At 73.6% G+C, this 22255-nt stretch carries 20 protein-coding genes, 1 other RNA gene and 1 pseudogene; 11 read left to right on the forward strand and 11 right to left on the reverse strand.

Annotated features, from left to right (window positions below; genetic code table 11):
* Nucleotides 1–8: 8 nt before the first annotated feature.
* Nucleotides 9–1430: a multidrug effflux MFS transporter gene (locus tag ACFWM7_RS11275; protein WP_383258268.1), complete on the reverse strand. Its 1422-nt coding sequence runs from the start codon at nucleotides 1428–1430 to the stop codon at nucleotides 9–11.
* Nucleotides 1431–1519: 89 nt separating this feature from the next.
* Between ACFWM7_RS11275 and ACFWM7_RS11280 the strand changes: the two genes are divergently transcribed.
* Entirely contained in the window at nucleotides 1520–2515 is a 996-nt protein-coding gene (locus tag ACFWM7_RS11280; RefSeq protein WP_383258221.1) for a Gfo/Idh/MocA family protein, read from the forward strand.
* Between the two features lie 59 nt (nucleotides 2516–2574).
* Here the strand turns inward: ACFWM7_RS11280 and ACFWM7_RS11285 are convergent, their stop codons facing one another.
* Nucleotides 2575–4242 (reverse strand): alkaline phosphatase D family protein, encoded by a 1668-nt coding sequence (locus ACFWM7_RS11285; RefSeq protein WP_383258223.1) that lies wholly within the window; start codon nucleotides 4240–4242, stop codon nucleotides 2575–2577.
* 144 nt (nucleotides 4243–4386) lie between these two features.
* Between ACFWM7_RS11285 and ACFWM7_RS11290 the strand changes: the two genes are divergently transcribed.
* Together ACFWM7_RS11290 and ACFWM7_RS11295 are read left to right on the forward strand one after the other, a co-directional pair.
* Nucleotides 4387–5178, forward strand: a complete 792-nt coding sequence (locus ACFWM7_RS11290) for an SDR family oxidoreductase (RefSeq protein ID WP_383258226.1) — start codon at nucleotides 4387–4389, stop codon at nucleotides 5176–5178.
* 155 nt (nucleotides 5179–5333) lie between these two features.
* Nucleotides 5334–6194, forward strand: coding sequence for a PhzF family phenazine biosynthesis protein (locus ACFWM7_RS11295; protein WP_383258229.1), 861 nt, complete (start codon nucleotides 5334–5336; stop codon nucleotides 6192–6194).
* 144 nt (nucleotides 6195–6338) lie between these two features.
* Here ACFWM7_RS11295 and ACFWM7_RS11300 read toward each other — a convergent pair whose 3' ends face one another.
* Entirely contained in the window at nucleotides 6339–7361 is a 1023-nt protein-coding gene (locus ACFWM7_RS11300; RefSeq protein WP_383258233.1) for a hypothetical protein, read from the reverse strand.
* A 54-nt stretch (nucleotides 7362–7415) separates the two neighbouring features.
* Between ACFWM7_RS11300 and ACFWM7_RS11305 the strand changes: the two are divergent.
* From ACFWM7_RS11305 to ACFWM7_RS11315, 3 genes and pseudogenes are all read left to right on the forward strand, one after another.
* Nucleotides 7416–7631 (forward strand): annotated as a pseudogene (locus tag ACFWM7_RS11305) (MFS transporter); the annotation flags it as partial.
* Nucleotides 7632–7768: 137 nt separating this feature from the next.
* Entirely contained in the window at nucleotides 7769–8434 is a 666-nt protein-coding gene (locus tag ACFWM7_RS11310) for a GNAT family N-acetyltransferase (RefSeq protein WP_383258236.1), read from the forward strand.
* A 79-nt stretch (nucleotides 8435–8513) separates the two neighbouring features.
* On the forward strand, nucleotides 8514–9416 hold the full coding sequence (locus ACFWM7_RS11315; protein WP_383258239.1) for a glycosyltransferase family 2 protein: 903 nt from the start codon (nucleotides 8514–8516) through the stop codon (nucleotides 9414–9416).
* A 38-nt stretch (nucleotides 9417–9454) separates the two neighbouring features.
* Here ACFWM7_RS11315 and ACFWM7_RS11320 read toward each other — a convergent pair whose 3' ends face one another.
* The 3 genes from ACFWM7_RS11320 to ACFWM7_RS11330 form a co-directional block, all read right to left on the reverse strand.
* Nucleotides 9455–9997 (reverse strand): GNAT family N-acetyltransferase, encoded by a 543-nt coding sequence (locus ACFWM7_RS11320; protein ID WP_383258271.1) that lies wholly within the window; start codon nucleotides 9995–9997, stop codon nucleotides 9455–9457.
* A 255-nt stretch (nucleotides 9998–10252) separates the two neighbouring features.
* Nucleotides 10253–10660: RNase P RNA component class A (rnpB, locus tag ACFWM7_RS11325), an RNA gene on the reverse strand.
* 53 nt (nucleotides 10661–10713) lie between these two features.
* Entirely contained in the window at nucleotides 10714–11283 is a 570-nt protein-coding gene (locus ACFWM7_RS11330; RefSeq protein ID WP_383258273.1) for a Uma2 family endonuclease, read from the reverse strand.
* A gap of 178 nt (nucleotides 11284–11461) precedes the next feature.
* Between ACFWM7_RS11330 and ACFWM7_RS11335 the strand changes: the two genes are divergently transcribed.
* Both ACFWM7_RS11335 and ACFWM7_RS11340 read left to right on the forward strand, forming a co-directional pair.
* Complete coding sequence (locus tag ACFWM7_RS11335) at nucleotides 11462–12211, forward strand: MerR family transcriptional regulator (protein ID WP_383258242.1); 750 nt, start codon at nucleotides 11462–11464, stop codon at nucleotides 12209–12211.
* Nucleotides 12208–13137, forward strand: coding sequence for a hypothetical protein (locus ACFWM7_RS11340; RefSeq protein WP_383258245.1), 930 nt, complete (start codon nucleotides 12208–12210; stop codon nucleotides 13135–13137). The genes ACFWM7_RS11335 and ACFWM7_RS11340 overlap by 4 nt, the downstream gene beginning before the upstream one ends.
* On the opposite strand, the gene ACFWM7_RS11345 is transcribed toward ACFWM7_RS11340, so the two are convergent.
* Complete coding sequence (locus ACFWM7_RS11345; RefSeq protein WP_383258278.1) at nucleotides 13088–14515, reverse strand: RNB domain-containing ribonuclease; 1428 nt, start codon at nucleotides 14513–14515, stop codon at nucleotides 13088–13090. The genes ACFWM7_RS11340 and ACFWM7_RS11345 overlap by 50 nt on opposite strands.
* Before the next feature lie 209 nt (nucleotides 14516–14724).
* On the opposite strand from ACFWM7_RS11345, the gene yaaA reads away from it, so the two are divergent.
* Nucleotides 14725–15525, forward strand: coding sequence for a peroxide stress protein YaaA (gene yaaA / locus ACFWM7_RS11350; protein ID WP_383258247.1), 801 nt, complete (start codon nucleotides 14725–14727; stop codon nucleotides 15523–15525).
* Between the two features lie 74 nt (nucleotides 15526–15599).
* Nucleotides 15600–16265, forward strand: coding sequence for a bifunctional 4-hydroxy-2-oxoglutarate aldolase/2-dehydro-3-deoxy-phosphogluconate aldolase (eda, locus tag ACFWM7_RS11355; RefSeq protein WP_383258251.1), 666 nt, complete (start codon nucleotides 15600–15602; stop codon nucleotides 16263–16265).
* Between the two features lie 39 nt (nucleotides 16266–16304).
* Here eda and ACFWM7_RS11360 read toward each other — a convergent pair whose 3' ends face one another.
* The 4 genes from ACFWM7_RS11360 to ACFWM7_RS11375 form a co-directional block, all read right to left on the reverse strand.
* Complete coding sequence (locus ACFWM7_RS11360; RefSeq protein WP_383258253.1) at nucleotides 16305–17627, reverse strand: bifunctional RNase H/acid phosphatase; 1323 nt, start codon at nucleotides 17625–17627, stop codon at nucleotides 16305–16307.
* Nucleotides 17627–18370: a zinc ribbon domain-containing protein gene (locus ACFWM7_RS11365; protein WP_383258285.1), complete on the reverse strand. Its 744-nt coding sequence runs from the start codon at nucleotides 18368–18370 to the stop codon at nucleotides 17627–17629. Before ACFWM7_RS11365 ends, ACFWM7_RS11360 begins: the two co-directional genes overlap by 1 nt.
* The gene (locus ACFWM7_RS11370; protein ID WP_383258257.1) at nucleotides 18367–19203 is read right to left on the reverse strand and encodes a Nif3-like dinuclear metal center hexameric protein; all 837 of its coding nucleotides are present in this window, start codon (nucleotides 19201–19203) and stop codon (nucleotides 18367–18369) included. Before ACFWM7_RS11370 ends, ACFWM7_RS11365 begins: the two co-directional genes overlap by 4 nt.
* 119 nt (nucleotides 19204–19322) lie before the next feature.
* Complete coding sequence (locus ACFWM7_RS11375; RefSeq protein WP_383258259.1) at nucleotides 19323–20366, reverse strand: ABC transporter substrate-binding protein; 1044 nt, start codon at nucleotides 20364–20366, stop codon at nucleotides 19323–19325.
* A gap of 207 nt (nucleotides 20367–20573) precedes the next feature.
* Here ACFWM7_RS11375 and ACFWM7_RS11380 point away from each other — a divergent pair, with 207 nt between their 5' ends.
* A complete protein-coding gene (locus ACFWM7_RS11380; RefSeq protein ID WP_383258262.1) occupies nucleotides 20574–21914 on the forward strand; it encodes a hypothetical protein in 1341 nt (446 codons plus the stop codon).
* The last annotated feature ends 341 nt before the right edge of the window (nucleotides 21915–22255 follow it).

The following is a 22255-nucleotide window of genomic DNA, read 5'->3' on the forward strand; positions in this document are numbered from 1 at the left end:
CAGCTCCCTCAGAGGCCGCCGGCCTCGCGCCCCGAGCGCTGCCAGGGGCGGCACAGGAGCAGGAAGCAGCCCACCGCCGCCACCGCGCAGACCACCTGGACGACGGCCATCGGCACGGCCGTGTCCTCCCCCGCGATGCCGACCAGCGGGGAGGCGATCGCGCCGATGAGGAACGAGGACGTGCCGAGCAGCGCGGAGGCGGAGCCCGCCGCGTGCTTGGTCCGCATCAGGGCCTGGGCGTTGGTGTTCGGCATGGCGAGGCCCATCGCCGACATCAGCACGAACAGCCCGGCCGCGACCGGCACGAGGCCGACCTCGCCGAAGACGCCGGTCGTCATGAGCAGCAGCGCGACGGCGGCCAGCACGATCACGGCGAGGCCGAAGCCGAGCACCTTGTCGAGGCGGAACCGGCCCACGAGGAGCTTTCCGTTGATCTGCCCGACGGCGATCAGGCCGATGGAGTTGAGCCCGAAGAGCAGGCTGAAGGTCTGCGGCGAGGCCCCGTAGATCTCCTGCACGACGAACGGGGAGGCGGCGATGTAGGCGAAGAGGACGGCGAAGGCGAGGCCGCCCGCGACCATGTAGCCGGTGAAGACCCGGTCGGCGAGCAGCCCGCGCATGGTCCGCAGGGCGTCGGTGACCCCGCCGGTGTGGCGGTCGGCGGGCGGCAGCGTCTCGTGCAGCCACTTCCACACGACGAGGGTGAGCGCGATGCCGACGCCGGTCAGGACGACGAAGATGCCGCGCCAGTCGGTGACCCGCAGGACCTGGCCGCCGATCAGCGGCGCGATGATCGGGGCGACGCCGGAGATCAGCATCAGGGTGGAGAAGAACCGGGCCATCTCCACGCCGTCGTAGAGGTCGCGCACCACGGCCCGGGCGATGACGATGCCGGCCGCGCCCGCGAGCCCCTGGAGGAGCCGGAAGCCGATGAGGAGTTCGGCGGTGGGGGCCAGGGCGCAGATCGCGGTGGCGAGGACGTAGACGACCATGCCGAGGAGCAGCGGCGTGCGGCGGCCCCAGCGGTCGCTCATCGGTCCGACGACGAGCTGGCCGAGCGCCATGCCCGCCAGGCACGCGGTCAGGGTGAGCTGGATGGTGGCGGCGGGGGCGCTCAGGGAGTCGGTGACGGCGGGGAGCGCCGGGAGGTACATGTCCATGGACAGCGGCGGCAGGGCGGTGAGCCCGCCGAGGACCAGGGTGACCAGGAGTCCGGTGCGCCGGGCTGCCTTCGCGGCCTGGTCGGGCGGCGCGGAGGGTCCGGGCGCTCCCGGCAGGCCTGCGGGGGCGGTGGCCTGCGGGGCTGCCGGGTCGACGGAGAGGGCGCCCGCGTCCCCGTGCGGGACGGCCGGAGCGCCGGGGGTTCCGGGACGGGCCCCGGAGGTGGGTATGTGTGCTCGCTGGGCCCGGTCGCCGCCGCTATCCGGCATTCTCATCTCCACATCGTTGAATCCGCATCTATGCTCTCAGCTCGACCGGAGTGGTCGATACCTTTTTCGGGCGGGCTGGGGTGGCGGGCATGGGTGACAGGGTGCGCTGGGGTGTGCTGGCGACGGGCGGCATAGCCGCGACCTTCACGGCGGACGTACAGGGGCTGCCCGACGCCGAGGTGGTGGCCGTCGCCTCGCGTACGGAGGCCTCGGCGCGGGCCTTCGCCGAACGTCACGGGATCGCCCGGGCGTACGGCAGCTGGGCGGAGCTGGTCGCCGACGACGCGGTGGACGTGGTCTACGTGGCCACCCCGCACTCGGCGCACCACGCGGCGGCCTCGCTGGCGCTGAAGGCCGGAAAGCATGTGCTGTGCGAGAAGGCGTTCACGCTCAACAGCCGGGAGGCCAAGGAGCTGGTGGCGCTCGCCCGGGACCGCGGCCTCTTCCTGATGGAGGCCATGTGGACCTATCTCAACCCGGTGGTCCGCCGGCTGACCGAGCTGGTCCGGGACGGGGCGATCGGCGAGATCCGTACCGTCCAAGCGGACTTCGGCTTCGCGGGCGACTTCGGCCCCGGTCACCGGCTGCGCGACCCGGACCTGGGCGGCGGGGCGCTGCTGGACCTCGGGGTCTACCCGGTGTCCTTCGCCCACCTGCTGCTGGGCGAGCCGGACCGGGTGCGGGCGGACGCGCTGCTGTCCCCGGAGGGCGTGGACCTGAACACGGGGATGCTGCTGGGCTGGGACTTTGGCGCGACCGCGCTGCTGTCCTGCTCGATCGTCGGCCATCACCCGACGGCGGCCACGGTCATCGGCACCGAGGGCCGGATCGACCTCCCGCGCGACTTCTTCCACCCGGACCACTTCGTGCTGCGGCGGGCGGGCGAGGAGCCGGAGACGATCACCTCGGGGCCGGGACCGCAGGGCCTGTCGGGCATGCAGTACGAGGCGGTCGAGGTGGCGCGCGCGGTGCGGGCGGGTGAGGTGGAGTCCCCGCTCGTCCCGTTGGATGGTTCGCTCGCGGTGATGCGGACGCTCGACGCGGTACGGGACCGCATCGGCGTCCGCTACCCGGCGGACCGCTGAGCCCGGCCCCGGTTACACCCGGCGGACCGCTGAGCCCGGTTACGGGCCGCTGAGCCCGGTTATACGGGGGTGAGCCCCGGGTTCCCCGCCTCGGTGACGAAGGAGGCGGCGGTGGCGAGAGGCGCTCCGGGGGTCGTGACGGCCGCCACCGTACGGAAGTCGGCGCGGGCCTCCGTCGTGCCGAGGGTGACGAGCGCGTAGCCGCGCCGCCCGTTGTAGTGCTTGAGGTGCGGGTTGGCGCGGGTCTGGTTCTCCCAGTTGGCGGGCCGGTCCGCGCCGTCCTTGCCGCTGGCGATGGAGGTGGTGACGATCTCCGTGCCGACGGTGCGCGATGCCGGGTCGTCGAAGTCCTTCTTCAGGTCGAAGGCGTAGGAGACGTGGACGTCGCCGGTGAGGACCATGAGGTTGTCCACCCCGGCGGCCTCGGCCCCGGCGAGCACGCGCTGCCGGGAGGCGGGGTAGCCGTCCCAGGAGTCCATGGAGAGTTTGTAGGCGTCGGCGGGCACGTCGCGCCGCCTGGCGAAGGTGACCTGCTGCGGGACGACGTTCCAGGTGGCGTTCGAGGCCCGCCAGCCGTCGATCAGCCAGCGCTCCTGGGTGGCCCCGGTCAGGGTGCGCGTGGGATCCTCGGACTCGGGGCCGGGGGTGCGCCAGCCGTCGCCGTACGCCTGATTGCTGCGGTACTGGCGGGTGTCGAGGATGTCGAACTGGGCGAGCCGCCCGAAGCGGAGGCGGCGGTAGAGCGTCATGTCGGGCCCGGTGGGACGCTGCGGGGTGCGCAGCGGCTGGTTCTCCCAGTACGCGCGGTACGCGGCGGCCCGGCGGAGCAGGAACTCCTCGGGCGGGACGTCGTTCTCGGGGATCTCGCCGGCGTAGTTGTTCTCGGTCTCGTGGTCGTCCCAGGTGACGACGAAGGGGTGGGCGGCGTGGGCGGCGCGCAGGTCCGGGTCGGACTTGTAGAGGGCGTAGCGCAGCCGGTAGTCCTCCAGGTTCTGCGTCTCGCGGTTGTAGTGCGCGGGGAGGGTGCGGTCGGTGTAGTTCCGGGCGCCGCCGGTGGCGTTGACGGCGTACTCGTAGAGGTAGTCGCCGAGGTGGAAGACCACGTCGACGTCCTCGGCGGCGAGGTGGCGGTGGGCGGTGAAGTACCCGTCGTGGTACGCCTGGCAGGAGACGGCGGCCAGGGTGAGGGAGCTGTTACGGGTTCCGGGGGCGGGGGCGGTGCGGGTGCGGCCGACCGGGCTGGTCCAGTTGCCGGTGCGGAAGCGGTAGTAGTAGAGGCGGCCGGAGCCGAGGCCCTGGACCTCGGCACGGACGCTGTGGGCGAACTCGGGGTGGGCGGTGGCGGAGCCGCGCCGCTCGATCCGGCGGAAGCGTTCGTCGCGGGCGACCTCCCAGCGCACCTCGACCCGGCCGGCCGGCAGTCCGCCGCCCGGCTCGTAGGGGCGGGGTGCGAGCCGGGTCCAGATCAGGACGGACGTGGGGTGCGGGTCGCCGGAGGCGACGCCGAGGGTGAACGGGTCCTCGGCGATCCGGCGGGCGTCGAGTTCGGCGGCGCTCGCCGTGCCGGCGGCGGGCAGGTTGACGGCGAAGGCGAGCGCGGCGGCGGCTCCGGTGGTGGTCAGGAAGCGCCGACGACCCACTCCTGGTTGCAGTAAGCGGGCGGCGGTACGGAGTTCGATGACTCGGGTGCTCTGATCGGGCGTCATGATGGTCTGTGCGGTTGTCATATGCCCCTCCTCGGCCCGGATGCTGTCGGTCTTCATGCCAGCCGTGGGGGACGACGCACCGTTGTCGCGTGCACAACATCCGCATGGCGGGTCGATGAGCACCGCGTGCCCCGTGCACCGATCTGTCCCGTACGCTGCCGGGCCATGAACACTGAGCAGACAGAGCAGGGTGAACGGGCTGGGCGGGCCGACCGGAAGATCGCCGTCGTCACGGGTGCCGGGTCGGGGATCGGGCGGGCCGTCGCGCTTGCCCTCGCGAGCGGGGGCTGGTCGCTGGCGCTCGCGGGCCGGCGGGCCGAGCCGCTGGCGGAGACGGCGGCCGCCGCCGGGGACACCGAGGCGCTGTGCGTCACGACGGACGTGACGGACGCCGACGAGGTGGACGCGCTCTTCACCGCCGTACGGGAGCGGTTCGGCCGGCTGGACCTGCTGTTCAACAACGCGGGCACGTTCGGCCCCGGCGGCGTACCGCTGGAGGACCTGACGGTGGCGGACTGGCGGGCGGTCGTCGACGTGAACCTGACGGGCGCGTTCCTGTGCGCGCAGGCGGCATACCGGCTGATGAAGGAGCAGGACCCGCAGGGCGGCCGGATCATCAACAACGGCTCGATCTCCGCGCACGCACCGCGCCCGCACTCGATCGCGTACACGGCGACCAAGCACGCGATCACCGGACTGACGAAGTCGCTGTCGCTGGACGGCCGCCCCTACCGGATCGCCTGCGGCCAGATCGACATCGGCAACGCGGCGACGGAGATGACCGAGCGGATGCGGACCGGGATCCTCCAGGCCAACGGAGAGCTGGCGGTGGAGCCGGTGATGGCGGCGGCGGACGTGGGACGGACCGTGGCGCACATGGCGGAGCTGCCGCTGGAGGCGAACATCCCGTTCGCGACGGTCATGGCCACGAACATGCCGTACGTCGGACGAGGCTGAGGCTCGGGCTCGGGCTGAGACCGTGGCTGAGACCGAGGGCGGTCACACCTGTGCCGAACCCGGAACCGGCACTCGCCGAACCGGGAACCGGCACTCACCGAAGCGGGAAACGGCACTCCGGGAATGGCCGGGCCGGGGACGCGGTTGACTGCCGCATGACACATGATCACCAGCCCCGGCCCGAAGTCCTGCGCTACACCGCCTTCTCCGCCGACCCGGCGGGCGGCAACCCGGCCGGCGTCGTGCTGGACGCCGCCGGGCTCGACGAGGAGCGGATGCTCGCCGTCGCGGCGGAGGTGGGTTACAGCGAGTCGGCGTTCCTGACGGAGCGGACCGGTGAAGGCGCGTACACGATCCGCTACTTCAGCCCGAAGGCCGAGGTGCCCTTCTGCGGCCACGCCACGGTCGCCACGGCCCTCGCGCTGGCCGGACGGGACGGACCGGGCGAGCTGGAGTTCACCACGTCGGCGGGCCAGGTCCCGGTCTCCGTCGTCCGGGAGAGCGGCGAACTCCGCGCCACCCTGACCAGCGTGGTCCCGCACGTCGAGGAGGTCGGAGCGGCGGACTTGACGGAAGCGCTGGCGGCACTGGACTGGCCGGCGGCCGATCTCGACCCGGCCCTGCCGCCCCGGATCGCCTACGCGGGGGCCCGGCACCTGGTGCTGGCCGCCGCGACCCGGGAGCGGCTGGCAAACCTGGACTACGACTTCGCGCGGCTCGAAGCGCTGATGCGCCGGCTCGACCTGACCACCCTGCAACTGGCGTACCGCGAGGGGCCGGAGCTCTTCCACGTCCGCGACCCGTTCCCGGTGGGCGGGGTCGTGGAGGACCCGGCGACGGGCGCGGCGGCGGCGGCCTTCGGCGCGTACGTACGGGAGCTGGGGCTCGTACCGGAGACGGCCGTGCTGACGCTGCACCAGGGGGCGGACATGGGCCGCCCCGGCACGCTCACGGTCGAACTGCGCGCGGGCGACGCCCGGGTCCGGGTCAGCGGGACGGGCACCCGGATCGGCTGAGGGCAGGCCGGGCTGGTGGGGGGGCCGGGCTGGTGGGGGGGCCGGCCTGCGGGGGCCCGGGCTGGTGGTCGGCCCGGCCTGCGGGGGGTCGGGCCGGGCCGTTGGGGGTCGGCCCGATCCACCGACGTACGAGGAGGGCTCGGCTCAGCCGGTCGCGTCCTTGGCCGGGAAGACATGGGCGTACCAGCGCTCCGTCTCCTCCGGGTCGAGGGCGCGCTCCAGCAGGGCGTCGCCGCGCATGCCGGGAAAGAAGCGGCCCGCGGGCCAGGTCCGCCGGTAGGACGGCTCGTCCAGGACCAGCAGCCGGACGCCGTCGACGACGGGTATGTCGGCGGGGGCGCCCTCGTTCCAGATGAGTTCGCCGTCCGGGGCCACCAGGTCGAAGGAGCCCTCGGTGTCCACCTGACCGGGGGTCTCCCGGCAGACGGCCGCCTCCTGCGACGACGGCGCGCGGCCCTCCACATGGCCGCCGCCGATGAGCGCGTCGGCGAGCAGGGTGTGCAGCTGGAAGTTGTCCCCGATACCGGAGATCCGCAGGAGATAGCCGGTACCGCTGGTCCGGTGGAGGGCGACGAGCGGTTCGTCGTCCAGCACCAGGAGGGCGTGGGCGAGGGACTTCAGCTCCACGCCGGAGGCCCGCTCCACCGCGCCGAGCAGCCGCAGCACCTCGCCCCGGGAGCCGGCCGACCGCCGTACACCGGAGTGGTTCAGCAGGGCGACGGCGGAGGTCTCCCACTGGCGAAGCGTCCACCAGCCGACGGCCGCGTCGGAACCGGCCCGCTCCACGGCCTCCGGGCCCGGCTCGCCGCCGTCCGGGGCGGGAAACGCGCCGCCCCCGGTCGCGGCCCACGCGTCGGAGAACGCCAGGGCCTGCTCCAGGGCCCACCGCAGCCCGGCCAGCACCCCCGGTGCGCAGCGCTCGGCGTCCGCACCGCGCTCGACGCAGGCCCCGACGAGCACGGCGACGACGGCGCGCGGGCCGGGCGGCACCTGCTCCAGCACGGCGGCGAGCCGCGGCCCGCCGTCCAGCAGCTCCGACTCCCTGGCCTGCCCGAAGGTCTCCTGCAACCGGACGAACGCCTTGCCGGACCGCTTGGCGTCCTGCGCCGACACCGCCGCCTCGAAGTCGGCGACGGCTCCCCCGAACCCGGCTTTACCGAATATCATTCCACCACTTTATCGACGGGCCGTCGGACCCCATGAGGCCGGTCCCGCCAAGGGTTCCCGCGCGGTGTCGGCAACCTGCTGATGATCGTCGGCTTCATCGCCCTCGGCATTCCGGTGATCAGCGCGGTCGTCACCGCCCGGACGGGGTCCGCGAACGGGGCCGACGCGGTACTGTCCGGCGTCTCCACCGCGATCCTCGTCACTCCACCCTGGTACCCCGTCCTGGTCCTGGCGGGCGCCCTGCTCGCGGGGCGCTTCCCGACAGGCGGGGAGGGCGGCGGCCGGAGGACGCGTGAGCAGAGCGGAACCGGTACGAGAGCGGGACCGGCCTGGCAAGCGGGAGGCCGGCCCCGGCGGCGGGACCGGCCCAGGAAGCGGAACAGGATCGACAGCGGGAGGATACGGACATGGCTGCACCCGAGCCTGACCCCGAAACCCATCGCAACCCCGGCCCCGGCCCCGACCTTGACTCCGGCTCCGCCCCCGGCCCCAGCCCCGAGCCGTTGACCGTTCCGAGCCTGTCCGCCGGCCCCGACTTCCTCCTGCGCCCCTGGGAAATGAGCGACCTCCCGCTGGTCCGGGAGGCCTCGCTCGACCCGTACATCCCGCTGATCACCACGATCCCGGCCCGCTACTCCGACGTGGCCGCCGAGGCGTTCGTGCGCAGGCAGTGGGAGCGCGCGGCCACCGGCGCGGGGTACCCGTTCGCGATCGTGCGCTCCCGGGACCGGCGTCCGGTCGGCGCAATCGGGCTCTGGCTCCGGGACCTGCCCGAGGGGCGCGCCTCCCTCGGCTACTGGCTCACCGCCCCCGCCCGCGGCCAGGGCGTCGCCCGCGCCGCGCTGCGTACGGTGACGGGCTGGGCCCTGCGCGACCTCGGCGTCCCGCGCCTCCAGCTCTACATCGAGCCGTGGAACACCGCCTCCGCCCGGATCGCCGAGGACATCGGCTTCCGGCGGGAGGGGCTGCTGCGCGGCTGGCAGCAGGTGGGCGACGAGCGGCGGGACATGGCCGTGTACGCGCTGCTGAACGGCGACGGGCCGGCGGATGGCCGGGCGGTAACCGCAGACTGAACACCGAGGCGTTACGATCGCGGGCACCGCTGCCGACCAGCAGCCGACCACCGGCAGCCGAGCTCCAGGAGTACCGACCGTGTCCGCACCGCGCATCGGCGTATCCATCGTGACCATGGGAGACCGCCCGCAGGCGGTCGACGCGCTGCTGGCGTCGGTCGCCATGCAGGACGTCCGGCCCACCCGGCTCGTGATCATCGGCAACGGTACGGCGCTTCCGGACTACGCCTCCACGCCCGGCCTGGAGGACCTCGACGGCGGGGTGACCACCATCGAGCTGCCGGAGAACCTCGGCTGCCCGGGCGGCCGGAACGAAGGGCTGCGCCGGCTCGCCGAGATCGGCGACGTGGACGTGGTGATCGAGCTGGACGACGACGGGCTGCTCGTCGACAAGGACGTCTTCCGCCGGGTGCGGGACCACTTCGCGGCCGACGACCGGCTCGGCATCGTCGGCTTCCGGATCGCCGACGAGACCGGCGAGACCCAGCGGCGGCACGTGCCGCGCCTGCGGGCGGGCGACCCGATGCGCGGCGGCCCGGTCACGGCGTTCCTGGGCGGTGGCCACGCGTTCTCGATGAAGATGCTGGCGGAGACCGGCCTGTGGCCCGCCGAGTTCTTCTTCACCCACGAGGAGACGGACCTGGCCTGGCGGGCGCTGGACGCGGGCTGGAAGGTGGAGTACGACCCCGAGCTGCTGCTCCAGCACCCGAAGACGAGCCCGGCCCGGCACGCGGTCTACTACCGGATGACGGCCCGCAACCGCGTCTGGCTGGCCCGCCGCAACCTGCCCCTCCCCCTGGTCCCCGCCTACCTGGGCACCTGGACCCTGCTCACCCTGGCCCGTACCCGCGACCCGAAGGGCCTGCTGGCCTGGGCGGGCGGCTTCGCCGAGGGCGTCCGCACCCCGTGCGGCGACCGACGCCCGATGCGCTGGTCCACGGTGTGGCAGATGACGCGCCTGGGCCGCCCGCCGGTCATCTGACCCGAAGACCGGGGCTCACGGGCTCGCAGCCCACCGCCTCACGGCGTCCAGCGGTACAGCACGTCCGGCTCGTTCTCCTCGTTGCGGCCACCGTCGTCGAACGCGACGGCGGTGAACCCGTGCCGCTCGTAGAAGGCGCGGGCGGCGGCGTTGCGCTGGAACACGTACAGACTGAGCGGCCCGTCCGCCGCCCGGCGCACCTCCGCCAACAGCCGGCTCCCGACCCCGCGCCGCAGCGAGTCGGGCCGCAGCGAGTCGGGCCGCAGATAGAGATGATCGAGCTCGTCGCCCCCGGCGAGCACGGCGAACCCGAGCAGTTGCCCGTACTCCCCGTCCTCCTCCCTGCCCTCCCCGTCCCTCCTGTCCTCCCCCGCCTCTTCGGCCACCCACACCGCTGTGCTGGTGGGCAGCACGACATGGGTGATCCACGCGAGGGTGTCCTCGTCGCTGTGGATCCGCGGCAGATACGGCATGGCGGCAGCGCGGGAGTCCAGGAAGACCTTCGTCACGGCCTCCGCGTCCCGGCCCGTCGCCCGGCGTATCCGTACCACGCCCGGTGCCGTGGGCCCGCCCACGTACATGCTCTCCGTCACCGCGTCACTCCCCGCCTCAGGACCGGTGCGTCCCCGCCTGTGCGGGCAGGCACAACGGCCGTGGGCAGCAGACCACGCCAAGGGGTCGGCGCGCAGGTGAAATACCGGTGCGCCGAGAGGGCGTGGGGACACCCCGGGGGAGGAGAATCGCGATGAGCTGGTTCTGGTGGGTCCGGCCTCCGGGCGCGGAAGGGCCGCCGACCAGGTGAGAAACCTGGCCGAAGGCCCTGGTCAGCGTGCCGGCAGACGAGCCGCGCTGTACGCCGGGTTCTGTCTCCCGGTCGCCTCGCGGCGGCCGGGGAGACGGCCATCCATCTAGGGCCGGCATTGCTGCCGGCCTCGTGCGGTCTACCCGTGAACTCGGGCGAGCAGCCCTCGAACGTTCACGCAGAGCCGTCCCATTCCTGGCACGACCCCTTTTGACCTTGCTCCGAGTGGGGTTTACCTAGCCGCCTGAGTCACCTCAGGCGCTGGTGGTCTCTTACACCACCGTTTCACCCTTACCCGCGACCGAAGCCCCGGGCGGTCTGTTTTCTGTGGCACTGTCCCGCGGGTCACCCCGGGTGGCCGTTAGCCACCACCCTGCTCTGTGGAGCCCGGACGTTCCTCGGGAGGATCCGAAGATCCTCACGCGGCCGTCCGCACGACTCGTCTGCCGTGATCGCCATCCTACCGGGCCCATACCGGGGCTTTGCCGACGTCCCTCAGTCGAAGTCCGAGGTCTCCAGGTCGAAGGCGAAGGGCTCGGGCAGCGGGAGCGGTTTCCCGTACGGGATCGTGAGGCGCTGGCGGTAGTCGTCGTTCTCCGGCTCGCTGAACAGCGTCACCGAGCTCTCGTCCCGGTCGATCAGGAGGTAGAGCGGGATGCCTCCGCCTGCGTAGCAGCGGCGCTTGGCCTCGCGGTCGGCCTGCGGCTTGGTGGAGGTGACCTCGACCACCAGGGCGGCGCCCTCACAGGGCATCCAGGGGTCGGCGCCGCGGAAGAGGCGGAGCTCAAGCGGGGCGAAGGTGCCGTCCGGGATGGCGTGGTTCTTGGGGCAGCCACCGCCGCTACGGAGCTTCAGCCCTTTGTTTCCGGAGAACTGCATACGCGTTCGAGCGCGCCTGGCCACTTGGTCGACGATCAGGCCGATGTAGTCCTCGTGGTCCCCGTCCGGCGGCGGCGTCACGACGATCTCCCCCTCGATCAGCTCGGCCCGGAAGCCTTCCGGCGTGTCCAGGGCCAGGAAGCCCTCCAGAAGGACTTCTGCCTGCGTGAGCGGCTCGTGCGCCATGGCAGTCATGTCACGCCCCTTCCTCGGTCGCTCGCCAGACTGGGACATCGGGGGACCAGCCGTCCGTGAGATGGGAGTTCTTCCCCGATCGTGGCACAGGACCGCTCGGCGTGGACGAAAGCACGGGGAGGAACGTGCCGCTTGACCTTGTCGCAGCGTCAACGTTTCTACTGGCCGCATGCGTATCGGAGAGATCGCCGCGCTCGTGGGAGTCACCTCCCGGGCCGTCCGGCACTACCACCACATCGGCCTCCTGCCCGAGCCCGCCCGGCAGGCCAACGGCTATCGGGCGTACACCGTCCGCGATGCCGTGCTGCTGGCCCGGATCCGGCGGCTGACGGAGATCGGGCTGTCCCTGGACGAGGTGCGGGACGTGCTCGCCGACGACGCGGGGCGGGAGCTGGCCGAGGTGCTCGGGGAGCTGGACGCCGATCTGGCGCGGCAGGAGCGGGAGATCCATGAGCGGCGGCAGGTGCTGGCCGTGCTCCTTCAGGCGCCGGTCACCCCGGAGGGGCCGCTCTCCCCCGCCCTCGCCGCGCTGCTGGAGCACGCGCCCGCCACCACCTCCCCGGCCGCCGCGAAGGACCGCGAGCATCTGTCGTTGCTGGACGCGGCGGGCGACGGGGCCGGGACCGAGATGCTGGCCGCGTTGCGGCCGCTGGCCGAGGACCCGGGGGTGCCGGCGCTGTACGAGCGGCTCGACGAGCTGGCCGGGGCCGGGGTGGACGACCCGCGCATCGCGCCGCTGGCGGCCGCGCTGGTCGCCGCCGTACCGGACGAGGTCCTGGCGGTCATCCCCGAGGGGGAGCCGTCGGCGACGGGGTTCGGGCGGGTGCTGCTCGACGACTACCCGCCCGCGCAGCGCGCGGTGGTGCGCCGGGTGATGGAGGAGCTGGCCGAGCGGGTGCGGAGGAGGGGAACGTCATGAGGGCACGGGTGGCGAGAGGTCTGCGGGCGGCGGTGTGGGCGGTGGTGCCCGGGGAAGTGGTGCTGGTGGTCTGCCTGGTGACCGGGGTGCGGATCCCCGGCGCCGTTCTGCTGGGGGCCGAGGCGCTGCTCGTCGGGATGCTCGCGCTGGAGGCGTACGTGGTGTGGCCGCTGTACGCGGCCCGGCGGCGGGCGGGCGACACACGGCGGGAGGCCGGGCCGGCCGCCGTGCGCGCGGTGGTGCCGGTGGCCGTGCGGCGGCTGCTCGTGCACGAGTTCCGGGCGCTGCACAGCCTCGGACTGTGGGCCGTACGTCGCCGCCACCGGATCCCGGAGGGGGCCAGGCCGTTCTCGTACACCGAACCGCAGACCGGGATCATGTGGACGTTCCTCTTCGTCTCCGTCGTCGAGACCGTGGTGCTGGCCCTGGTGATCCCCTGGCCGCTGGTCCACGCGATCCTGCTCGTGGTGGACGTGTACGGGATCGTCATCGTCCTCGCCCTGCACGCCGCCTGTGTGACCCGGCCGCACCTCGTGGCGGCCGACGGTTCGCTGTGGCTGCGCTACGGGGCCCTGTTCGACCTCCGGGTGCCCGCCGCCGCCATCGCCTCCGCCCGGGTGGACCGGCGTTTCCCGGACGGGGGGCTGGTCCGGGTCGACGAGGACGGGACGCTCGATCTGGCGGTGGGGAGCCGGACGACGGTGACCGTGGAGCTGACGGGGCCGGTGGAGTTCGTGCGGCCGCTCGGCCGGTGCGGGAGCGCCCGGGTCCTCCGCTTCCACGCCGACGACCCGCGGGCGGCGGTCGCCGCGCTCAACGCTCCCGGACGGGCCGCACCGCCCCCGCCTCCGCTCTCGCCCTCGCCCTCGCCCTCGCTCACGCCGGAGCGAACAGCACCGTCTTCGACGCCGGCCCCGCCCGCGTGAGCCGGACCCGCAGCCGTTCCCCCAGCGGGAGCGGGGCCGTGCCGCCCTCGATCCGGCCGACGACCGCCGGATCCCGGAGGTGGACCGTGCCGACGGCGGGGTCGCGGTCGGCGACATCGACGACGTACGCGTCGAAGAGTTCGCCCACCCGCCCCTCCAGCAACGCCGCCTCGACCAGGTCGACGCAGGCCCGCTCCACGGTGCCCGCGCGGCGCGTTCCCTCGGCCATCTCCTTCGGGAGGGCGGGGAGAGCTTCCCGTATCCACTCGGGCGCGTCCTTCCCGGCGGTCGCGGCGAGGCAGAGCTCGGACGCGTACCGGTCGACCAGACGGCGCAGCGGCGCGGTGCAGTGCGTGTACAGGTCGGCGACCGCCGCGTGCACGGCCGGGTCGGGGAGTTCGCCGTCCTCGAAGACGGTGTAGCCCGCGCCACGGAGCAGGGTGGTGCACTCCTGGAGGAACGCCGCGTGGTTGCTCCGGCCCGGGTCGAGGGAGCGGACGACCTCGGCGTACGGGACGTGGTGCGGCCAGTCGATGCGCAGGGCGTGGGCCGAGCGCCGCAGCCGGGCGACGGCGCCGTCCGGGGCGATCGGCAGGGTGCGCAGGATGCCGGTGCCGGTGTCGGCCATCAGGTGGGCGGCGGCCATGCCGGTGAGCAGCGAGATCTGCGCGTTCCATGCCTCGGCGGGGAGCGTGGCGCGGTAGGCGAGGCCGTACGAGCCGTCGTGCTCGGTGACCTCCTGTTCGGGTACGTCGAGCGAGATGCCGCCGCGCGCCAGTTCCTGTTCCGCGCGCAGCCGGCCGATGTCCCGGAGCAGGGCGAGGGGTTCCTCGGCGGTGCCCGTGTCGATCTGCCGCTGGACGCCCGCGTAGTCGAGCTTCGCCCGGCTGCGGACCAGGGCCCGGGTCACGTCGGCGGCGACGGCCCGCCCGTCGCCGTCCAGGTCGATCCGCCACAGCGCGGCCGGGCGGGTCTCGCCGGGGAGGAGGCTGGCGGCGCCCTCGGAGAGGACGGTGGGGTGGAGCGGGATGCGGTCGTCGGGGAAGTAGAGGGTGGTGACCCGGCGGTGGGCCTCGGCGTCGAGCGCACCGCCCGGGCGGAGATACGCGGCGACATCGGCGATGGCGTAGTGCACCCGGTAGCCGCGCCCGTCCCGGCGGCGCTCCAGGTGCATCGCCTGGTCGAGGTCGGTGGAGGCGGGCGGGTCGATGGTGAGGAAGGGGAGGTCGGTGGCGTCCTCGTGGGCCGACAGGTCCGGGGCCCGGGCCGCTTCCGCCGCCTCCGCCAGTGCCTCGGGCGGAAAGGCGCCGGGCAGGTCGAGTTCGGTGCGCAGGGCCCGCAGGGCGGCCCCGAGCGAGCAGTCGGCTGCGCCGGTCATACGGAGGTGGCGGCGGGGCATGGCCCGAGCGTAGGCCGGGAGGGGGCGGGCGGCATCCGGGGCGGTTCGAGCGCGCTTCCGGTGCGCTTCCAGTACGGGGCGCTCACCGTGCGGAGTGGGCGGGCCCGCCCCCGTACCCTTGCCGAGGACCCGGCGAGCCCGCACGCCCACCGGGTCCGCGCTCGCCGTACGTATGAAGGAGAACCGCCGTGCTCGTGCTGTTGCCGCCCTCCGAAGGAAAGGCCGCCTCGGGGCGCGGGGCGTCCCTCAAGCCGGAGTCGCTGTCGCTTCCGGGGCTCGCCCCGGCCCGTGCGGCGGTGCTGGACGAGCTGGTCGAGCTGTGCCAGGCGGACGAGGGGAAGGCCCGTGAGGTGCTGGGGCTGAGCGTGGGGCTCGCGGGCGAGGTCGGCAAGAACGCCGGGCTGCGCACCGCCGGCACCCGGCCGGCCGGGGAGCTGTACACCGGCGTGCTGTACGACGCCCTCGACCTGGCCTCGCTCGAAGCGGCCGCGCGGCGGCGGGCGGCCGCGTCGCTGCTGGTCTTCTCGGGGCTGTGGGGCGCGGTCCGGATCGGCGACCGGATCCCCCCGTACCGCTGCTCGATGGGCGTGAAGCTGCCCGGTCTCGGCGCGCTCGGCGCGTACTGGCGTACCCCGATGGAGACCGTCCTGCCCGAGGCCGCCGGGGACGGGCTGGTCCTGGACCTGCGGTCCTCCGCGTACACGGCGGCGTGGAAGCCCAAGGGCGAGGTGGCCTCGCGCACGGCGAGCGTGCGGGTGCTCCACTCGCAGATCGTGGACGGGGTGGAGAAGCGGTCCGTGGTGAGCCACTTCAACAAGGCGACCAAGGGCCGGCTGGTGCGCGACCTGCTGGTGGCCGGTGCACGGCCCAAGGCCCCGGCGCAGTTGGTGGAGGTGTTGCGGGATCTCGGTTACGTGGTGGAGGCCGAGGCGCCCGCGCGGGCCGGGCGGCCGTGGTCGCTGGACGTGGTGGTGACGGAGATCCACTGACCCGCCTCGCGCCACCGTTGCACCCTGCGCAACACTCGTTGCAGATAGTGGGTTGCGCGCGGCAGGATGGCCTCATGACCTCCTCCGTGCCGCCCGCCGTGCCCTCCGCCACAGCTGCCCCCGCCGCCTCCGTGCTCGATCTCGCGCCCGTCGTCCCCGTCGTCGTCCTGCACGACGCGGCCGACGCGGTGCCGCTGGCCCGGGCGCTGGTGGCGGGCGGGCTCCCGGCGATCGAGGTGACGCTGCGGACGCCCGCCGCGCTGGAGTCGATCCGGGCCATCGCCGCCGAGGTGCCGGGCGCGGTGGTCGGCGCGGGCACGGTGATCTCGCCGGAGCACGTGCGGGAGACGGTGGCCGCCGGGGCCCGCTTCCTGGTCAGCCCGGGGTGGACGGACGCGCTGCTGGAGGCGATGAAGGCGTCCGGCGTGCCGTTCCTGCCGGGTGTCTCGACCACCTCCGAGGTGGTGGCCCTGCTGGAGCGCGGGGTGACCGAGATGAAGTTCTTCCCGGCCGAGGCGGCGGGCGGCACGGCCTATCTGAAGGCCCTGTCCGCACCGCTCCCCCAGGCCCGGTTCTGCCCGACCGGCGGCATCTCGCTCGCCTCCGCTCCGTCGTACCTCGCGCTGCCCAACGTCGGCTGCGTGGGCGGCAGCTGGATGGTCCCGGGCGACGCGGTGGCGGCGAAGGACTGGGACCGGGTGGCCCGCCTGGCGGCCGAGGCCGCGGCACTCGCCCCGTAGTCGCGGGGGACGCCTCTGCCGCCGACGCCCTCCCGCCCGCTAGCGCAGGTGGGAGGTGTCGTTGAGCAGGCGTACGGAGGCGTTGCCGTCCCCGTAGTAGGCGACCGTGGAGATCGAGGCCGCCGACAGCTCCATCCTGAACAGTGCCTCCGGCGGGGCTCCCAGCGCGAGCCGGACGAACGTCTTGATCGGCGTCACATGGGTGACCAGCAGGACCGTGCGGCCCGCGTACCGGGCGACGATCCGGTCCCGAGCGGCCGCGACCCGCTCGGCCACCTCCGCGAAGCTCTCGCCGCCGCCGGTCGGGGCGGTGTCCGGCGAAGCCAGCCAGGCGGTGAGGTCGTCGGCGTACCGCTCCCGTACCTCACCGAAGGTCAGCCCCTCCCACGCGCCGAAGTCCGTCTCGCGCAGGCCCTCGTCGATCCGGACGTCCAGGCCGAGGCGGGCGGCGACGGCTGCGGCGGTCTCGCGGCAGCGGCGCAGCGGGGAGCTGACGATCTCCTGGACGGCGCCCAGGGCGGCGAAGTGCTCGGCGGCCCGCTCGGCCTGGCCCCGGCCGGTGGCGGAGAGCTCTGGGTCGGTGCCGCCGCTGCCGGAGAACCGCTTCTCGGGCGTGAGGGCGGTCTCGCCGTGCCGGAGCAGGAAGAGGGTGGCGGGCGTGCCCAGGTCGGGAGCCGACCCCCAGCCGGTCTGCGGGGCTTCGGCGGCCTCGGGGCTACTTCCCACCGTCTCCGGAACGGCTGTTGCCTCCGGCACGGGGAAGAGCGCGTCCGCCGCCGGGGCCGTCGAGCCGCGTGCCGCCGCCAGCGCCGCGCGGGCCTTCGCGGCACCCGCGGCGTGGTCGCCGGGCGGGCCCTGGGCGGGCGGCGGCGGAATGTTCACGGTGCGGGCGGACGGGGCGGCCGTCGAGGCCGAGGCCTCCCACTGCCGGCCGTCGCGGCCCGCGTCCATCGCCTCGTTGGCGAGCCGATCCGCGTGCTTGTTCTGCGCGCGCGGGATCCACTCGTACGTCACCGAGGACGGCGGCAGGATCGCGGCGGCGCGGGCCGCCAGCGGCTTCATGTCGGGGTGCTTGATCTTCCAGCGCCCCGACATCTGCTCGACGACCAGCTTGGAGTCCATCCGGACGTGGACCCGCAGCGCGTCCCCGGCGTCCGGGAACAGCGCCTTCGCGGCGGTCAGTCCGGCGATCAGGCCCCGGTACTCGGCGACGTTGTTCGTCGCGACGCCGATGTACTCGGCGGCCTCGGCGAGCGGCTCGCCGGTGGCCGGGTCGATGACGACCGCGCCGTAACCGGCGGGCCCCGGGTTGCCCCGGGATCCGCCGTCGGCCTCGACCACCACCTGGCGGGCGACGCTCATTACAGGCCCGACTCCGAGGTGCGGACCAGAATGCGGTGGCAGTTCTCGCAGCGCAGGACCGTGTCGGGGGACGCGGCCCGCACATCGCCGACCTCGGCCATGTTCAGCTCCAGGCGGCAGCCCTCGCAGCGGCGCTGGTAGAGCCGGGCGGCGCCGACCCCGCCCTGCTGGGCGCGGAGCTTGTCGTACAGCTTCATCAGGTCGGCGGGGATGACCTCGGCGACGACCTGGCGGTCCTTGGTCACCGTGGCGGCCTCGGCGTCCAGCTCGGCGGTCGCGGCGTCCCGGCGGGCGGTGGCGTCGTCGACCTTGGCCTGGACGGCGGCGACCCGATCGGTCAGCTCGGCGACGCGCTCCTGGGCGGCCTCGCGGCGCTCCATGATCTCCAGGACGACGTCCTCCAGGTCGCCCTGGCGCTTGGCGAGCGAGGTGATCTCGCGCTGGAGGCTCTCCAGGTCCTTGGGCGAGGAGACCGCGCCGGAGTCCAGGCGCTGCTGGTCGCGGACGGCGCGCTGGCGCACCTGGTCGACGTCCTGCTCGGCCTTGGTCTGCTCGCGGGTGGTGTCGCTCTCCTCGGTGGTGGAGGCGACCAGCAGGTCACGCAGCTGCGTGAGGTCGCTGCTGAGCTGCTCGATCTCGGCGTGCTCCGGCAGCGAGGTGCGCTTGTGGGAGAGCTGGGCGAGACGGGTGTCGAGGGCCTGGACGTCGAGAAGTCGGATCTGGTCGGCGGGCGCGGCGTTCAGTTGGGGGCTCCAGAGGAATGGTGGGTGGTCCAGGGGTCGGTGACCTGCTTCGAGACATGGACCCGCAGGTCCCATCCGTGGCGGTCGGAAAGCGCGTCGAGCTGGGCGGCCGCCTGCTCGCACCACGGCCACTCGGTGGCCCAGTGCGCGGCGTCGACGAGGCCGAGCGGAGAGTGCTGCACGGCCTCGGACGCCGGGTGGTGGCGCAGGTCGGCGGTGAGGAAGGCGTCGACGCCCGCGGCGCGCACGGCGTCGAAGAGACTGTCGCCGGAGCCGCCGCTGACGGCGACGGTGCGCAGATACGCCTCCGGGTCGCCGGCCAGCCGGATGCCCTGCGCGGTGGCGGGCAGCCGGGCGGCGGCGCGGGCGGCGAAGGCGGCCAGGGTCTCGGGGTGGTCCAGCTCGCAGACCCGGCCGAGTCCGCGCCGGCCCTCGGGGTCGGTGGGGTCGGGGACGAGCGGTCCCGTGACGCGCAGGCCGAGGGTGCCGGCGAGGGCGTCGGAGACGCCGGGGTCCGCGGTGTCGGCGTTGGTGTGCGCGACGTGGAGGGCGATGTCGTGCTTGATGAGGGTGTGGACGACCTTGCCCTTGAAGGTGTCGGCGGCGACCGTCGTCGTCCCGCGCAGATAGAGCGGGTGGTGGGTGACGATCAGCTGGGCGCCGAGCTTCCGGGCCTCGTCGGCGATCTCGTGGACCGGGTCGACGGCGAACAGCACCCGGTCGATCTCCGCGTCCGGATCGCCGCAGACCGTGCCGACCGCGTCCCACCCCTCGGCCCGCTCGGGGGGCCAGAGGGCGTCGAGGGCGGCGATGACTTCAGACAGACGGGGCACGGGGGAAAGGCTACCTGTCCGGGGTGGTCCGCCGCCCCTGGCCGCCGGACCTGTACGCCAGGACCGGCGGCCGGACACGAATCGTTACGTCACGCGTCGTCGCCTCTTCGGCGACGCGGTCACTTCACCAGGTCCGCGCGGAGGTCGTCGAGGACCAGGTCGGCCGAGGTGACGCCGAGGCCCAGGTACCAGGTCTCGTCGGAGACGTCCTTGGCCCGGCCCTCCTTGACGGCCTTCAGGTTCTTCCACAGCGGGTTGGAGCGGGCGGTGTCGCGCTGGGTGGCCTTCGGGTCGCCGTAGACGCCGGTGAAGATCCAGTCGGCGTCCGCCTCGTCGATCTTCTCCGGGCTGATCTCGGCGGCGAGGTCGTCGATCTGCTGGTTCTTCGGACGCGGCAGCCCGACGTCCTGAAGGATCGTGCCGATGAACGAGGCCTTGGCGTAGAGCCGGAGGCGGTCGGGCATGTAGCGGACCATCGACACGGTCGGCTTGTCGGGGCCGATGTCCTCGCCGAGCTTCCCGGCCTTCTTCTCGTACGCGGCGAGCGCCGACTCGGCCTGCTGCGTGCGGTCCAGCGCCTGGGCGTTGAGGAGGTAGTTCTCCTTCCAGGTGAAGCCCGGGCGGATGGAGAACACGGTGGGGGCGATCTTGGACAACTCGTCGTACTTGTCCGCAGCGCGGAGCTGGCTGCCGAGGATCAGGTCCGGCTGGAGGCCCGCGATGGCTTCGAGGTTGAGGCTGTTGATCGTGCCGACGCTCTTCGGTTCGCCCGCGTCCTTCTTCAGGTACGAGGGGATGGCCGCGTCGCCCTCGCTGGGGGCGTAGCCGACCGGCTTCAGGCCCAGCGACACCACGTTGTCCAACTCTCCGACGTCCAGCACGACCACGCGCCGGGGTGCGGCCTTGATCTCGGTCTTCCCCATGGCGTGGGTGACCGTACGGGGGAACTCGCCGGCCTTCGCGTCCGTGCCGTACGTCGCGGTCTTCCTCGCCGCGTCCGCGAAGTCCTTGCCGCCCGTGGCGACGGCGGCCTTCTCGCCGCCGCCCGCTTCGGACTTCGCCGCGTCCGCGTCCCCGCCGTCACCGCCCCCGCAGGCCGACAGGGCAAGGGCGGCCGCCACGGCCAGGGCTACTGCGGCGGTACCGCGGGGGCGTAGGGACATCGCTTGCTCCAGTTGTCCGCGTACGTGCGTGGGGGGCACGGGTGTTTGGTTAGGGCCGCCTAAGACACGGCCACCTTCGACAGCACACTCACCCCTGCCACCTCAGGAGAACCCGGGCACCGCCACCCTTATGTGTGAAGTGCGGTGGCTCGTGTTGTTCGGCTGGAAGTGCGAAAACTAGCTTTCGTAGCCGGAGGTGACGAGTCCATGACTGCCTGTGCCATCGAGGGTGGATCCGCCGGGGCCGCCACGACGGCGGACCCGGAAGCGGAACCCGAACCGGAAGAGCCCACAGAGCCCGCGGGGGAGGCCGAGGAGGACAGGGAAGCCGGGCAAGCCCGGGAAGCCCGGGGCGACGGAGAACCGGAAGCGTCGTCCACGGGGGCCGACGCGCGGCCGCACACCGACGACGCACCGCCCCCCGGCGGCTTCACGCTCACCGCGGACGGGGCCTATGCCGCCCGGCTCACCGCGGCTACCGGGCCGCCGGGCGAACGCGCCTGGTATCCGGAGCGGTGGACGCTGGACGGCCCCGAGCCGTACGCGGTGCCCCTCCCCCTCGATCAGCCCGAGGAGCCGGACTCCCAGGTGGCCCCGCTCGCCGACGGGCGGGTGCTGATCCGGCGGCGGGTGGCGGGCCGCCAGATGTTCTCGCTGCTCTACCCGACCGGGCCCGGGACCGGCGAACTCCTGCTGGGCGCGGTCGAGTGCGCGGAGATGACCCTGCTGCCGCCGTCGCCGGACGGCCGGTGCGTGTACGCCCTGGCGGCCGGTGAGCACCACGCGTCGCTGTGGCGGGTGGCGGGCGGGGCGTTCGGGCCCGAGGAGGTCGCGCGGATTCCCGGACGCTGCTCGGGCGGGGTGTGGCTGGACCGGGCGGGCCGGATACTGGCACTGGACCGGCAGGAGCCGGGCGGCGGGCCGGTCAAGGCGGTCGCCGTGGACCTCGGGCGGCAGGGCGAGGTGACGCCGTTGCTCCAGATCGCACCGGGCAGCGACGACCGGCTGCTGCTCGCGGACGCCGACAGCGGGCTGCTGCTGCTCCGCTCCGACGCCCCGGGCCACGACCGGCTCGGCTGGGGGGTGCTGGGGAGCTGTCTGCCGGTCAGGTTCCCGGAGTGCCTGCGCCTCGCGGACGTGGCGGTGACGCCGTTCGCGGTGCAGCCGGGCCAGATGCTGATGCCGGAGAGCTGCGCGGTGGCGCTGCGGATCGACGGGGCCCAGGGCAGTTGGGTGGGCGTCTGGCGTCCGGCGGGCCGGCAGCTGCACCAGTTCGCGGCCCCGCTGGGCTGGGTGCCGGGGGCCGGGTACTGGAGCCGGGACGGCGTGCTGCGCCTGCCGTACGCGAACGGGGCCACGCCCTGCGGCGTGGCGCTGCTGGGTGCCCCCGAGGACGTGGAACCCTCCTCCGCGACCGGCCGTACGGGTGGCGGGGAGGGCGGAGCGGAGAGCGGAACGGAACCGTCCGGCGCCGTCGCCACTCCCTCTGTGTGTAAGCCCGTTCCGTTGGGGCAGGCGCCTCTGCACAGGGCCGCTCGACCTGATTGAATTCAGGGCCTGGGCTACGCGGCCGTACCGGGCGGGCACCGACGGTGACCGCGTCGGATGGCGGTGGCGGGGCTTGCGACACACGTAGGCGCGACACAAGTAAGCGATCACAACGGGGTGACTTCCCACATGTCCGAAGCACGGACCGACACGACCCAGCAGCGCCCGACGGGGGCGGACGAAGGAGCCGGAACCGGCGGTTCCGGAAAGCACCGAGGGGGTGCGTCGGCGGAGAACACGTCGGTGCAGCCGCACGGCCGCCACCGTCGGCCCGCCGAAGCGGAATCCAGGGCGGCCTGAACCGCCGAGCAGTGCACCGCGGAGGGCCCGGACCGGCGGAC

The sequence above is a fragment of the Streptomyces sp. NPDC058375 genome, from assembly GCF_042723425.1.
Taxonomy (GTDB): domain Bacteria; phylum Actinomycetota; class Actinomycetes; order Streptomycetales; family Streptomycetaceae; genus Streptomyces; species Streptomyces durocortorensis.